The organism is Chryseobacterium gambrini (assembly GCF_027920505.1).
Classification (GTDB): domain Bacteria; phylum Bacteroidota; class Bacteroidia; order Flavobacteriales; family Weeksellaceae; genus Chryseobacterium; species Chryseobacterium gambrini.
The window spans coordinates 3084743-3098783 of record NZ_CP115857.1; the positions used below are offsets into that span (position 1 = coordinate 3084743).

Sequence of the window (14041 nt, forward strand, 5' to 3'; positions counted from 1 at the left end):
ATTAGGGAATTACTGATTAAAATACGAAAAAAAAACACTAAATGAAAAAGAATTATTTAATAATCCAGGCATTATTATTGTTATGTACCCATCTGTGCTATTCTCAGGTAGGTATTAACACAACTTCTCCAAAAGCCACTTTAGAAATAGTAGGAAAAAATTTAGGAGGAGCGGTAGATTCTAAAGACGGGATAATAATTCCCAGAGTAAATCAGGTTTCCAATGCATTCGGTACTACACAAAGCCAATTGGTTTATCTTACTGCTAATGATGGCAGTTTGGTTCCTGGATTCATATTCTGGGACGGTACAGTTTGGAAACAGTTAGGAGGTGCTTCCTTGACTTTATCAAATTTTTCAGCAACATCACCGCTGGCTTATAATAATTTAACGGGGGTGTTTTCAATTTCTCAGGCAGGATCTTCTGCTAATGGATATCTGTCATCTGCCGATTGGAATATTTTCAATAATAAGCAGAATGCCTTAACTTTTTCAACAGGACTTACGAATACGGCTAATACGATTACACTAAATCCGGCTACAGCTTCTTCTATCGGAGGCGTAAAAATAGGCAGTGGATTAAATGTAGCGGCGGATGGTACTATCAGTGTTCCTTCAAATGTGAGCAGTTTCAGTGCAGGAACTACGGGATTAACTCCTTCTGTTGCAACCTCAGGAGCTGTTACCTTGGCAGGAACCTTAAAACCATCCAATGGAGGTACCGGAAATACATCAGTACCCGGTGTCGGAACTATTTTGCAGGGAGATGGTGCTGTTTACCAGCCTCTTTTACCCGGAACGGCAGGACAGGTCTTAACATCAAACGGAACAGGAAATCCCTTAAGCTGGTCAACTCCTTTTACTTCAAGTGTCGCAGAGATATATGATGCAGCAGGAACACAGACTTTTGCTACAGCAGCTGGATTTACAACGATGTTAATAACCACAGCCGGAGTTGTAGATAGCGGTTATACTGCGGGTTCAGGAACAATCACTATTACCAATGCAGGAAGGTACAAAGTAACTTATCGTATATCTGCATCTGTAACTACAAATTCTCAGGCTACCGGAGAATATAAACTACAGGTAAACGGAAGTGATGTTGCGGGAACTTCAGGCTTTACATTTCATAGAAATAATGCAGATCCAAGAGGTACCGTAACGGTAACTAAAATACTGAATCTTAATGCTAATGATGTTTTAAGAGTACAGGGGAAAGTATGGAATACTACCAATAGAACTCTTCAACTGGTCGCTAACGGATCATCTTTAATGGTAGAAAAACTGTAATTCTTCAAAAATGAAAATTTTAAATTTAGGGAAAATATTCCTTGTTGTATTGAGTTTAGCAGCTGTTAATTCTTTTGCACAGGAGACTATACCAACGGCAACAGGATTTGCAACAGCAGCTGAAGGAAATTTATACAGAGCAACGGATGATGGGCAAATATATATAGGCTTACGAAATGGAACTTTAAAATTAGTGGGAGGAAATATAGTTGTAGACAATGTAACACTTTCCGGAACGGGTGCTGCAGCAAATCCTATTAAATTAGCACAAAACGGAGCAGCAAACCAGCAGGTTATGACTTGGGATTCTGCCATTAATAATTGGAAGCCTGCAACGCCTGCAGCAGCATCCAACTGGCTGATTACCGGAAATGCAAATACCACAGCAAGTAATTTTCTGGGAACGACTAATGATGTAAAGCTTCAATTAGCATCAAACAATACCCCTATGTTGGAAGTAGGACGTAGACAGACTTTAGGATTGTATGATTCAAGCAGTACGGGGCTTTATCCTTATAACCAACCTGATGCATCAGTGATGTACGTTCGTGGAACAGGAGGCAACTCAGCACTACAGTTTGAAGCAGGAGGCGCAAGTTTTTACAAGCCTGTTTTTTATACAGACAGTAACGGAAACTTCAGGCTAAGAGGTTCTTCTGCAGGAACAGATTTCTTTGAAATGGGAAGCAGCGGAGCATCCAATGCCGGAAGATTCGATTTTATCATCGGGGATGATGGAGATGAACCTTTTGTTTTTAATAAATACAATGGCACTACAGCAACTACTGTTGAGTTAATGCGCTTATCCGGAAATGGGCTTAATACCAATGTAAGGGTGGGAATAAATACCGGTGCTTTAGCCAATTCAACATTACAGAACAACGGATCGCTATCCACTCCAACCATTACAACTACAGCGGCTTTAACACTTACTGAAAGTCACTTTACAATAATCATCGGGGGAAACCACGCCATCACCTTACCGGCTGCAAATACCTGTACAGGAAGGATGTATGTGATTAAAAATCCTACAACCAATACTCCGGCAATTTCTTCCTATAGAAACTTATCAGGAACTGCTGTAACTGCACTTACGGCAAACTCTATTTTATGGCTTCAGAGTGATGGTACTAACTGGCAACGTATAAATTAATGAAAATGAAAGAAATTTATTCTGCTATTTTTATCGTCGCGATAAATATCTTTTCTTTCGGACAGGAAAATATTGCATCTGCTTCTACCGCATCTGCGGCAGCAGAAGGCAATCTATATAGGGCAACTGATGATGGGCAGATCTATATAGGTTTGCGAAACGGTACAGTAAGTGCATTAAGTCCGGTTTTTGCCGCAACCCTATTTTCTGGTAACGGAACACCATCTAGCCCATATTATCTGGGACGGATGGGAGCGACTAATGGTCAGGTTTTAAGCTGGAACAGTACCACAAATACATGGGCGCCTTCTACAGATGCTGCCACCAACAATTGGTTCCTCGCGGGCAATGCAAATGCTGCGGCAAGCAGTTTGTTAGGCACAACAAATGATGTGCGTCTGCAACTGCGTTCCAACAATACCGAAATGCTTGAGTTAGGAACAAGGCAGACTTTAGGTCTTACAGAAAGTTCAAAGCCCAGTCCTTATAATTCCACAACTGCATCTACGATGTATATGAGAGGGACATCAGGAAATTCGGCACTGCAATTTCAGGCAGATAATGCCACGATCTATAAACCAGTTTTCTTTACAGACAGCAATGGTAATTTCAGAATGAGAGGTTCTGCAGCTTCCAGTGATTTTTTTGAACTTGGAAGTAATGGATCATCAGAGAATGGCAGATTTGATTTTCTGGTAGGAGATGACGGCGATGAACCTTACCTTTTTTATAAATACAACTATACCTCTCAGACCTATATCGAAATGCTTCGTCTGCAAGGAACGGGATTGAACAATACAGTCCGGGTGGGAATTAATATGGCTGGAAGTGTTCCTAATTCAACACTGCAGATTTCAGGATCATTTTCTTTACCGATTGTTACTACTACCGCATCCTTAACATTAACCGAATTAAACTTCACAGTCATTTTGGGCGGAAATCATAATATAAGTCTTCCTTCCGCAAGTTTATGTAACGGCAGAATGTATATCATTAAAAATCCGACTACGAATACCCCCTCAATATCAGCTTATAATAATATTTCCGGAGGAAGTACTTCAACTATTGCTGCAAACTCTGTGATTTGGTTACAAAGCATTAATAATCAATGGGAACAGATTAATTAGAAATTTAAAAAATTTGCCGAATAAAGTTTTAATTCTTCAATTTATCATTCACTTCTTTAATATCTCTTCTTAACTCCAGAAACATATCTTTTAAATTATAATTATCAAAATTATCAGGCTCAAAATCTTCCGGAAAAATTCCAGATGCATATTGCCAGATTTCAACAATTTCTCCCAAAGGAATATCATAAGGTTTATAAAATGAATTGTCTGAGGCTACTGTTATTGCTTTTTTCTTTTTGGTTTTAAATCTTTTGTAAGAAATACCGTCATTCAGAGTCACAAAAACATAACTTTTATTCGGTTTTAGATCTTCAATATTTTCAACATATTTTCCGATGATATAAGAACCGTCTTTAAAAGGAGGCATTGAATCTCCTTTTGCGGGAAATGCCCTGTACTTCCCGTTAATTAAGAAAGGTAAGGAAATTCGCTGTAAACTCTCAATATATTCCGGATCACTGTAACCGGATAAATAACCCATTGATGCTTTTTGAGGAACAATTTCAATGCTGTTGTTTCCCGATTGATCCACTACAACCGGAAGAACAATTCTGTTATCCGGAAGTTTTAATACATCTTCTATCGGATATTTGCGGATATCTACCGTAAGAAGCAGATCAATACTTATATTGAAATACTTCGAAATTCTGATGAGCAGTTCATAAGGCGGTTCAGAACGCCCATCCTCGTATTTGGAATACCGGACGCGGCTCATTGATGTTTTGTCCGCAAGTTCCTGCTGCGATAAATTTTTCTGGGTCCTTAAAAACCTGATGTTATCTGAAAAAATTGACATTGATACAAATTGTATCTGTAAATATACTAAAAATGATACAAATAGTATCTAATTTTGTTCTGCAGTATCCACTATTATGTATGCTCTGGTAGATTGTAATAATTTCTTTGTTTCCTGCGAAAGAACGCTTGATTCGAAGCTTGAAAATAAGCCCGTTGTAGTACTTTCCAACAACGATGGCTGTGTAGTGTCCAGAAGTAAGGAAGCTAAAGATCTGGGAATTCCGATGGCGGCTCCGGCTTTTAAGTACAGGGAATTATTTAAAGAACACGATGTACAATGTTTTTCCGCAAAATTCGAATTGTATAATTTTAAAAGTCAGCGTGTTATAGAGATATCCACAGCGTATGTGGATAAGTCTGATTATGAGGTCTATTCGATTGATGAACTTTTTCTGGATCTGAAAAGCTTCAAATATATCGATATTTACGAGTACTGTCTTAAAATCAAAAATGAAATTGATGAGCAGGAAAAGATTCCGGTAAGTATAGGAGTTGCCCCTACCAAAACACTTTGTAAGGTGGCAAACCGCATTGTCAAACAATTTCCCGAAAAGTTTAACGGAATTTATATTTTAGATACCCCTGAAAAAATAGAAAAAGCCTTAAAATGGTTAAAAATTGATGACGTTTGGGGAATCGGAAGACGTCTTGCTGTAAAAATGCATGATAATGGAGTGCATAAAGCATGGGATCTTCTTCAAAAGCCTGAAATGTGGGTTCGGAAGATCATGGGAATTCACGGAGTAAGAATGGTGAACGAACTGAAAGGAATCCGTCAGTTGGAACTGGATGCTCCGTCTCCCAAAAAATCCATTGCCGTCACCAGAAGTTTCATGGAAATGCTTACCAAAAAAGAAGACGTTCGCGAACGTGTGGAAACCTTCGGAATGTACTGTTCCGAACGCCTGAGAAAACAGAATACCTGCTGCAAAATGGTAACGGTTTTTGTACAGACCAACCGATTCAGGAAGGATCTTCCCGAATATCGGAATGCCGCAACCCGAATTCTTCCCAATCCTACCAACTCATCAATTTTAATTGGCAGAGTCGTGAATGAGCTGTTCGAAAATATTTTCAAAGAAGGATTTCATTATAAAAAAGCAGGCGTTATTGTGAACGATTTTGTGCCGGAAGATCAAAGATTGATTAATCTTTTTGAAGAAGATACCCAGAATCTGCATTTGCCGGTGATGAAAGCAATGGATGCCATGAACAGAAAATACGGCAAAGATAAAGTGCGTCTCGGAAGCATGAGCGGCGAAAATACTTTCGGACGAAAACAGATGTCTCCCGAATATGAAGCTTTTTTAAAAAACAATACACTCAAAGAGGCTAATTTCAGATTTCATTAGATATAAAACTACCTTTTTTCATACTTCCAGTTTCTGCCTTTTCCTTCAGAGATCCACTCTAAAGCCTGATCCATTCTTTTGTTTCTGGTTGATTCCGTTTTAGCTTCTGTGATCCAGTTGATATATTCTTTACGGAAAGAGGGCGAAGCTTTTTTAAAAATTTCCAGAGCTTTTTTATTTTCATTCAAAGCATTTTGAAAATAATCAGGAACCTCTGTTTCTGTTTTCGATGGAGCTGCTTTTTTCAAAGTAACGCCCATATCTGTCAGTTCCATCGCTTCAGTAATCATCTTTTTAAGCTGAGGTTTTGAAGGAAGATTTTCTGTTTCTGTAATTTTACCCAAACTGAACATATTCGTTTTTTCGGTATCTGTTTCAAATTCTTTCAGCGATGACATCTCATCATGAAGCCAAAATCCCATGCTGCAATACTGTTTAAAAGCAACCATTGAACAAAGAATCTTCCCTTTATACAGGAATGTGGGAAACTTCCACTTTATCGCTTCTTCTGCATCAGGACAGAATTCGTGGACGGTTTCTCGGATATAATTCAGAATAGGTTTTGCAAAATCCTGAGATTTTTCAATGTATTCATCAACTTTCGGGCTGTATTTTTCCATATTTTTATTGAAATAATTTTACCGTTTCATTCACCAGAAATTTCACCTGATCCGGTCTTCCTCTGTCGTTTTTCGGAAGATTATTATAGCTTCCTGTCCTTACAATCACCATATCATGTTCCGGAATCATAATGATGTATTGTCCCTGAAGTCCCAAAAAATAATAATGCTTTATAGGATTGTCATGGTTGATCCAGAATCCCATTCCGTAAATTTCCTCAGAATTTTTAGTCGGAGTCCGCATTGTATTGATGAAGTCCGGATTTAAAATCTGCTTATCCTCAACTTTTCCATCATTAAGAAATAACTGCCCCAGTTTTGCAAAATCTCTGGAATTGGAATGAATGCAGCAGTATGTTTTTTCCATTCCGCTTTCGTCCGTGCTCCATGTTGCATTTTGCTCCATTCCCATCGGAATCCAGAATTTTTCGGATAAATAACTTGCCAAAGACTGTCCGACAGCTTTTTTAATGGCAAACCCTAAAAGCTGCGTAGAACCGCTCTGATATTCAAATCTTTCTCCCGGATTTTCTTTAAATTTCCTTGAAAAAGTGGCGTTCATTAAATTTTTTCCGTAATAAGCTTTCGCATTGGGAAGGAAAGGATTTTTGTAATTTTCATCCCAGTCCAGTCCCGATTCCATCTGAGCCAGATTTTTTAACGTTAAATTTTTAGCAAAATCTTTATTTTTAAATTCCTCAAAATAATCCGAAAACTTATCATCAAGACTTTTAATTTTTCCCTCTTCCAATGCTTTGCCCAAAAGCATTACCGTAACTGCTTTTGCCATAGAGAAAGAATTGGTTTTCGATAGCTGATTGTAGCCGTTCCAATACTCTTCGTGAAGCAGCTTTCCGTTTTTCACCACAATAAAAGATGCGGTATTGGAATGTGTTAAATCTTCAACGATATTTTTCGGTAATTGTTTTTTGTTGTATTCGGGAGATTCCTCCCAAAGTTCAGGAGATTCTGTAGCGATGAGGTTGCCGGAAAACAATGTTCCGTCATCAATATTGGCGCTGAGTTTTCCCCTTAAATAGGTTTTGGATATTCCGTTGAAAATATAACCATATCCCAAAACATAAAAGAGAAGTACGGCAATGACAATAAATGTCACAAAATAAATAAGAATTGTCATAGCAATTGATCTTAAACAAATTTAAAATAAATTTGAAAACATGAAATGAAATGATTTATTTTTGTGATTATTGATGTAAAAGATGATGAAAAAACTAATTTCCTTATTGCTTATCCATTTCGTTATCACCGCTTTCGGACAGATGTATAAACCTCTCGATACGGCAGATTATGCCCAGAGAAAAGAATTTCTGAGAAATTTCACGGCGAATACAGAAAGTTTAAGCAAAAAAAGCAGATCCGATTATCCCGGAAAGACGGGCAATGAGCTTTCTAAAATTTATAAAGAATTCGACAAAGAATTTGAAAAAAAAGTGAAGGAAAAAGATTTTGCTTTCAATTCTGTGTTTGATGCAAAGGTTAAAAATCTTATCGAACGGTTAAGAAAAAACAATTCCCAGATTCCTCAAAATTTAAAAATCCTTATCGCCAAAGACAACACTCCGAATGCATACTGTTTTGCAGACGGAACTTTTGTCATCAATATGGGGCTTTTCAACTGGCTGAATAATGACGATCAGCTTGCTGCCGTAATTTCCCATGAATTAGGACATAAAATTTCCGAGCATACGCTGAAAACTTTTCTGAGCATGATCGAACAGGATAAAATGGACAGAATGGTGGTTCAGGATATAAAATCGACAAAGGAAAACCGTAATCAGAGGGCTTTTGATGTGATGAAAAACAGAATCTACAGAAAAGGGGCTGAAAACAGAAAGCAGGAAATGCAGGCAGATTCTCTAGGATATGTGGTTTTTAAAAACAGCGATTTTAAGAAAACTGAATACGTTAATGCTCTGAAAAGACTGGAAGATTTTGATACCATTTCGCCAAGAGAGCTGAAAGTGGAAACCTATAAAAAATATTTCAACCTTCCGAAGCAGGAATTTAAAGACAAATGGCTGAAAAAAGAAGATTTTTCTCTGTATAATTACAATCATTTCAAAGAAAAACTGAATAAAGATTCCTTGAAATCGCATCCTGAAATGGTTTTAAGAATCAATAACCTCAAAAAATTGTTTCCTGAACTTAAAAATGATGTTCCGGATGAAAAACCTTCCGATTCTTATTCTACGGTAGAAAAAATCGCAAGAATGGAAACCTTGCCTAATTTTTATCATTCTGAAGATTACGGAGTCGGAATTTATGCAAGTCTTCAGTTTTTGCAGGATAATGAAGAGGAAAAGTATTACAAAAACTGGCTCGGAAAATGTTTCGCCAAGATTTATGAAGCGAGAAAAAACTACAATTTAAATCGATATTTAGATCGGGTAGATCCCAAAAATCAAAGTGAAAGTTATCAGCAGTTCCTGAACTTTATGTGGAACCTGAGTCTCGATGAAATTAAAAATATTGCAGATTATTATCAAACGACAGAATCCTGACCGAAGGTCAGGATTCTTATTGAGTATAAAATTTAAATCAACGCTTAATAATTCAGTCTCTCCAGACGGATTTTATTGAATTTTTCTTTTTCATTGAATTCACGAAGCAGAATGTAGCCTTCTTTCGCTACATACGGCGTTACCACATAATTATCTTTTTCTGAAATAGGAACGACTTCCTGTTTGAATTTCCCGTCAATAATCGTATTGATGAAAAGATTCCACTTCTTTTCTTTGGTTACCTGATCTTTCTGATAATCGCGGAAGAAAAAGACAACGTCTTTACCATCATTCAGATATTGAGAAAAAAGATAATCGCTGTTTACCCACTTCGATTTTTCTTTCTCAAAAACCTGTACATCTTTTACCTTAAAGTCTTTATCGGTGTTAATGTAAACCAGATCAGTTGTTTTCGGAGCATTGTACTGTCCCGCAGGTTTGAATTTCTCCGAAAGAATTCCCACACTGCCGTCGCTCATAAAATACGCGTCCTTCGTCTGAAGATAATAGCCGTTTTCTACGCCTCCGTCTGCGCTCAGTTTTGGAATGTGGTTGGAAAGATCCGGTTTGTAGCTGATGGTTTTCAGATCTACATTATAATTGTTTTTATCAAGGATAAATCTTGCAAAGCCTCTGTTCTCTTTGGAAATATAATTTCTTCCCAGCAAAACTACTTTATCATCAAAAGTTTTATCATTATCAATTCCGCTTAAAGCATCAATATTATAAATGGTTTCCGGAGAAAGTCCCGTTATCGGCTTGTTGGAAAGTTCTTTTCCTGTCTTCATATCAATCACTACAAGAGAGAATGTTTTGTCGTCATCATTTACCTTTCTCAGGATTCCGTAGATGCGGTTTTCGTCCTTTTCCAAAATGGAAAGGTCGGAAAATACTTTTTTATCTCCGTTTGTATTGTAGCTGTATCGCCAGATTTCTTTCTTATTGTCATCAAATTTTATCAGGCTGTTTTTATTGATGTATTTTCCGTAATCGTTGTATTCTAAAGCCAGATAACCGCCTTCTTTAATTTCTCCGACTACGGAAACATAATTGTATCCTTTCTCTTTCTTCTCGGCGCGGTTTTCTTTTCTTTCTTCTTTAAAAGTTTTGGGCTGTGAGATTTCTTTAAACGTTCCGTCTTCCTGATAATCGTAATACACTTTGGGCTTTACTGTATTGGTTTTAGGATCAATAACCATGGAAACAGGAGCCGCTGCATCTTTGGAAAAAGCCTGAAGATAATTGATGTCCGAAGGCTGAAGAATAATCTGCCCTTTAAAATCCACATATCCGAAGTAATTGGAAACCAGAAGTCCCGCTTCAAATTCTTTATTGGCAACCGGATTCAGGTTTTTATCCAAAATAACGTATTCGAATTTCTGTTTTTTATTGTCTGTTTTTCCGTAGGCATAAATAGAAACATAGCCGTAAAGATTGTCTTTGGTATCAAACAGCGCATTCATTCCCACATTTTTTCCCGATGCTAGAGAAGCCAGATCCTGAGTCTGAGAATATGCAATTGTCTGAATAAGACCAAAAACCAAAAGTGTTAATTTTTTCATGGTTAAAATTTGAATTTCAAAAATAGCAAATTCGGGGATATGTTCTAAAAAAAATAAAAGCCCTGATTTCTCAAGGCTTTCGGTCTATATTTTAGAAAGTAAATTTCTGAAACTTGTCTTTTCGTCAATAATTCTTCTCAACTCTGAAACCGGAACTCTTTCCTGCTGCATTGTGTCTCTGTCTCTTATCGTCACCGTGTGATCCGTTAAAGAGTCATGGTCGATCGTAATACAGTAAGGTGTTCCAATTGCATCCTGTCTTCTGTAACGTTTTCCGATTGCATCTTTTTCTTCGTAGAATAAGTTGAAATCATATTTCAGATCGTTGAAAATTTTCTCTGCGTATTCTGCCAAACCATCTCTTTTCATTAACGGAAGAATCGCTGCTTTAATTGGCGCTAAAGCCGGAGGTAAAGATAAAACCGTTCTCTCGGAACCATCTTCCAAAACTTCGTCTCTTAAACAATGAGAGAATAAAGCCAAGAACAATCGGTCTAAACCAACCGAAGTTTCCACCACATACGGAACATAGTTTTCGTTTCTTTCCGGATCGAAGAACTGAAGTTTTCTGCCTGAGAATTCTTCATGCGCTTTTAAATCGAAATCCGTTCTTGAGTGAATACCTTCCAGTTCTTTGAAACCGAAAGGGAAATTAAATTCAATATCCGCGGCAGCATTCGCGTAGTGAGCCAGTTTTTCATGATCATGAAATCTGTAATTTTCGTCACCCAAACCTAAAGCCAAATGCCAGTTCAGACGCTTTTGCTTCCATTGCTCGTAGAATTCAAGTTCTGTTCCCGGAGCTACGAAAAACTGCATTTCCATCTGTTCGAATTCACGCATTCTGAAGATAAACTGTCTTGCAACAATCTCGTTTCTGAACGCTTTTCCGATCTGTGCAATACCGAAAGGCAGTTTATGACGGGATGTTTTCTGTACATTCAGGAAATTAACGAAAATTCCCTGCGCAGTTTCCGGTCTTAAATAAAGATCCATCGCAGAATCTGCAGAAGCACCTAATTTAGTCCCGAACATCAGGTTGAACTGTCTTACCTCCGTCCAGTTTTTAGAACCGGTATCCGGATCAGCAATTTCCAGCTCTTCAATTAACGCTTTTACATCAGCAAGATCCTCATTTTCTAAAGATTTTGCCAGTCTGGAAAGGATTGCTTCCCTTTTGGCTCTGTATTCCAAAACTTTTGGATTCGTTGCCACAAACTGCTCTTTATCAAAAGCCTCACCGAATCTTTTCGCTGCTTTTTCAATCTCCTTGTTCTCCTTATCTTCAATTTTAGCACAGTAATCTTCCACCAAAACGTCTGCTCTGAAACGTTTCTTAGAATCCTTATTATCAATCAATGGATCGTTGAAAGCGTCTACGTGCCCCGAAGCCTTCCATGTAGTCGGGTGCATCAGGATTGCCGAATCAATACCCACAATATTTTCGTTAAGCTGTACCATCGCTTTCCACCAGTATTGCTTGATATTATTTTTTAACTCGGCTCCGTTTTGTCCATAATCATAAACAGCGGATAAACCATCGTAGATCTCACTCGAAGGGAAAATAAAACCATATTCTTTAGCGTGAGAAATCACTTTCTTGAAAACATCTTCTTGCTTTGCCATAATTTTTTAACGTCTGAAAGTGCAAAAATATGAATTTGAATCCCAATTCCATGAAATTCAATAAAAAAAGCCGTCAATAGACAGCAAATATTTACATTTTTAATTTTCAGGAGTCGGGAACCTGCTTTCACTACTCGCTTTTTTCTGTTTTCAGCGCGGCTCCGCCGCCGCGCTGAAAACAGAAAAAGAGCTCAGACATGCCGTTCAATCAGGACTACTAAGAACAGCATAAAAAAAGCAGTCGTAAAAACTGCTCTTGTATATCTTAGAAATTGTAGGATAATCCGATGCTGTTTCCTGTGATGTCTAACCTGTAAGAAGCGGTTTTTGCTTCTCCGCCTTCCGGATTCTGGTTTTGCGTATCAATAGCTTTCTTCAGATTTTTTCCGGAACTGATCGCGAAAGGAATCCCGATTCCCACAAATCCTGCTCCGATTCCTACCAATCCCCAACCGCTTTTATCTTTTACTTCGTAAGCTACGCCATTGTGATAAGCTGTTTTGGTGCGTAATATCTGTTTTGCTAATCCGAAACCGATAAAACCACCGCCAATCGCTCCGAAAATCTGAGAAACCGTACTGTTCGTGTTTGCTTTCTTCATATAGCTCAGCGCTTCAGGATTGGTGAACACTTTTTTATACTCGGAAAATTTAAATTTCTGATCCCCTTTGATGAAAAATTCCCTGTTGGATTTTCCCAACTTCAATGAATCTGAATTCTGGGCAAAAGAAATTAATGGAAAAATACTCAGCAGTAAAGTAAATAATAGCTTTTTCATAGTTAAAAATTTGCGCGAAAATAAAGATTCTCTCTTTTATCAAAAGAATTTAAAATGTTAATTTTTTTCAATATCAGAGGGATGAAATCATTTTAATTATTATTGTCTTAATTTGAGACAATTTATCGTAATTTGCTTTATCAAAATTGAATCATGAAAAAATCAGGATTATTAATTGCCGTTTTTCTTTTGGTAAGTCATTTGTTTTTTGCGCAGAAAATTTCAGAGGGAAAGATCGTTACAACCTATATTACTGCTAAAACATTACAGAATAGCGCCGGAGAAAATCCTAAACGAAGAGTAACCGTTTATCTTCCGCCGGATTATGAAAAATCCTCCAAAAGATATCCCGTTATTTATTTTTTACACGGTTTTTTCTGGAGCGACAGTTTGCTGGTGAGCAACGATAAGATCAATCATATTTTTGATCGGGCGATTTATTCAAAAAAGATAAAACCCGTTATCGTTGTTATGCCCGATGAAAGTACCGTTTTTAAAGGAAGTTTTTACGCCAATTCAAAATCTTCAGGAAACTGGTCAGATTTTACGTCTGTTGAGTTGGTCGGTTTTATTGATAAAAATTACAGAACAATAGCAAATAAAGACAGCCGCGGAATTTCAGGGCATTCCATGGGCGGAAACGGAGCGCTGAGAAATGCCATACTTCATCCCGAAGTTTTTTCTTCTGTGTATGCACTGTCCCCCGGAATTTTAGACGCCCGTTTCTTTGCACTTTCAGAAATGGAACTCTATAAAAATGCTGATCAAATTAAAAACATTCAGGATGTATCCAAACCGGAAAATGCAAGGTTAAATATTGTCTTTGCCATCGCAAGAGCTTACAACGGAAATAAAAATAAAGCTCCCTTTTTTGCAGATCTTCCATTTTCTTTTGAAGGTGAAAAGTTAAGGATTAATTCAGCCATTTTAGACGAAATGAACAGGAATTCCACTTCAGAACTGCCTTTTTCACAATATGAAAATCTGAAAAAATTAAAAGCCATAAAATTTGACTGGGGTAGAAACGACGAGCTGAAACACATTCCGCCAAGCTGCCTGAATTTCAGCAAAACACTGGAAATACTCGGTATAAAACATGAAGCTGAGGAATACATAGGAACGCACGGAAGCGAAGTAAGCAAAGAAAACGGAAGAATTGAAAATCAGATGCTGCCGTTTTTTAATACACATCTTAAGTTTGAAGAATAAGC

12 protein-coding genes are annotated in these 14041 nt (G+C 37.5%); 6 read left to right on the plus strand and 6 right to left on the minus strand.

Annotation, left to right across the window (positions count from 1 at the left end; translation table 11 throughout):
• Positions 1-41: 41 nt before the first annotated feature.
• The 3 genes from PFY09_RS14075 to PFY09_RS14085 are packed head-to-tail and all read left to right on the plus strand — an operon-like array spanning position 42 to position 3569.
• Positions 42-1289: a hypothetical protein gene (locus PFY09_RS14075; protein ID WP_271160123.1), complete on the plus strand. Its 1248-nt coding sequence runs from the start codon at positions 42-44 to the stop codon at positions 1287-1289.
• Between the two features lie 10 nt (positions 1290-1299).
• Positions 1300-2442, plus strand: coding sequence for a hypothetical protein (locus tag PFY09_RS14080; protein ID WP_271160124.1), 1143 nt, complete (start codon positions 1300-1302; stop codon positions 2440-2442).
• A gap of 5 nt (positions 2443-2447) precedes the next feature.
• Entirely contained in the window at positions 2448-3569 is a 1122-nt protein-coding gene (locus PFY09_RS14085) for a hypothetical protein (protein ID WP_271160125.1), read from the plus strand.
• 28 nt (positions 3570-3597) lie between these two features.
• Here the strand turns inward: PFY09_RS14085 and PFY09_RS14090 are convergent, their stop codons facing one another.
• A complete protein-coding gene (locus tag PFY09_RS14090; protein WP_076391440.1) occupies positions 3598-4368 on the minus strand; it encodes an XRE family transcriptional regulator in 771 nt (256 codons plus the stop codon).
• Positions 4369-4444: 76 nt separating this feature from the next.
• Here PFY09_RS14090 and PFY09_RS14095 point away from each other — a divergent pair, with 76 nt between their 5' ends.
• The gene (locus PFY09_RS14095; RefSeq protein WP_271160126.1) at positions 4445-5722 is read left to right on the plus strand and encodes a Y-family DNA polymerase; all 1278 of its coding nucleotides are present in this window, start codon (positions 4445-4447) and stop codon (positions 5720-5722) included.
• A gap of 8 nt (positions 5723-5730) precedes the next feature.
• Here PFY09_RS14095 and PFY09_RS14100 read toward each other — a convergent pair whose 3' ends face one another.
• Both PFY09_RS14100 and PFY09_RS14105 read right to left on the minus strand, forming a co-directional pair.
• Positions 5731-6342, minus strand: coding sequence for a YdeI/OmpD-associated family protein (locus PFY09_RS14100; protein ID WP_271160127.1), 612 nt, complete (start codon positions 6340-6342; stop codon positions 5731-5733).
• A gap of 4 nt (positions 6343-6346) precedes the next feature.
• Positions 6347-7480 (minus strand): serine hydrolase domain-containing protein, encoded by a 1134-nt coding sequence (locus PFY09_RS14105; protein ID WP_271160128.1) that lies wholly within the window; start codon positions 7478-7480, stop codon positions 6347-6349.
• An 82-nt stretch (positions 7481-7562) separates the two neighbouring features.
• Between PFY09_RS14105 and PFY09_RS14110 the strand changes: the two genes are divergently transcribed.
• Positions 7563-8864, plus strand: a complete 1302-nt coding sequence (locus tag PFY09_RS14110; protein WP_271160129.1) for a M48 family metalloprotease — start codon at positions 7563-7565, stop codon at positions 8862-8864.
• Between the two features lie 44 nt (positions 8865-8908).
• Here the strand turns inward: PFY09_RS14110 and PFY09_RS14115 are convergent, their stop codons facing one another.
• The 3 genes from PFY09_RS14115 to PFY09_RS14125 form a co-directional block, all read right to left on the minus strand.
• A complete protein-coding gene (locus tag PFY09_RS14115; RefSeq protein WP_271160130.1) occupies positions 8909-10426 on the minus strand; it encodes a hypothetical protein in 1518 nt (505 codons plus the stop codon).
• Positions 10427-10510: 84 nt separating this feature from the next.
• Complete coding sequence (locus PFY09_RS14120; protein WP_271160131.1) at positions 10511-12052, minus strand: glycine--tRNA ligase; 1542 nt, start codon at positions 12050-12052, stop codon at positions 10511-10513.
• 265 nt (positions 12053-12317) lie between these two features.
• Positions 12318-12830: a hypothetical protein gene (locus PFY09_RS14125; RefSeq protein WP_271160132.1), complete on the minus strand. Its 513-nt coding sequence runs from the start codon at positions 12828-12830 to the stop codon at positions 12318-12320.
• 153 nt (positions 12831-12983) lie between these two features.
• Between PFY09_RS14125 and PFY09_RS14130 the strand changes: the two genes are divergently transcribed.
• Positions 12984-14039: an alpha/beta hydrolase gene (locus PFY09_RS14130; protein WP_271160133.1), complete on the plus strand. Its 1056-nt coding sequence runs from the start codon at positions 12984-12986 to the stop codon at positions 14037-14039.
• The last annotated feature ends 2 nt before the right edge of the window (positions 14040-14041 follow it).